Genomic DNA, 645 nt, shown 5'->3' with positions numbered 1-645 from the left:
AGAGACGACCTTATTAGAAGAGATTGCACCAAAAGCTGTGATTGATATCCCCGATATCGGGCCTCATCAGCATTTTAATCGTCCACCTTTGATATTGCGTGTTGACGCATATGGTCAACCAATAACGATCATCACGGCGCATCTAAAAAGTAAACGTGCGTTTTTCTTACGTGACGAAAATGGTCACCTATTAGAAGACATGGATGATCCAAATATCCGTATTCGTGCCAAGCTTCGCAGTTTGTGCATGCGTGCTGCAGAGGCGGCATCTATTCGTATGTCGATTATGGAACGTTTGCATCACACGCGTGAGCCATTGATACTGCTTGGCGACATGAATGATGTGACTGGTAGCGTAACGACCCAGCTGATGACTGAGACTGGCGAGGTCAATTATGATAAAAGTATGCGTGATGTCGCACTTTTTGACGCCGCTCGTATTCAAGCTCGCTACGGTTGGATGAAAGATGTGGCTTACACCCATATTCATCAAGGTATGCCAGAAGTGATCGATCAGTTGTTTGTTTCAGAAGAGTTCTTACCTGATAGCAAGTTTTCGCTCGGTCAGGTCGAAAGAGTTGATTATTTCAACGACCATCTTAAGTGGGATTATTCAGATAGGGTGACTGATCATGGTATTATAAG

At 44.2% G+C, this 645-nt stretch carries 1 protein-coding gene; it reads left to right on the top strand.

Annotation, left to right across the window (positions count from 1 at the left end; translation table 11 throughout):
* Window positions 1-645 (top strand): endonuclease/exonuclease/phosphatase family protein (locus ACS8FC_RS18430; protein WP_439297856.1); only part of this gene is annotated, 645 nt, incomplete at both ends.

The organism is Psychrobacter sp. 1Y4, from assembly GCF_051847555.1.
Note: the sequence above shows the minus strand (reverse complement) of the source record. Positions and strands in the feature narration are given on the sequence as shown.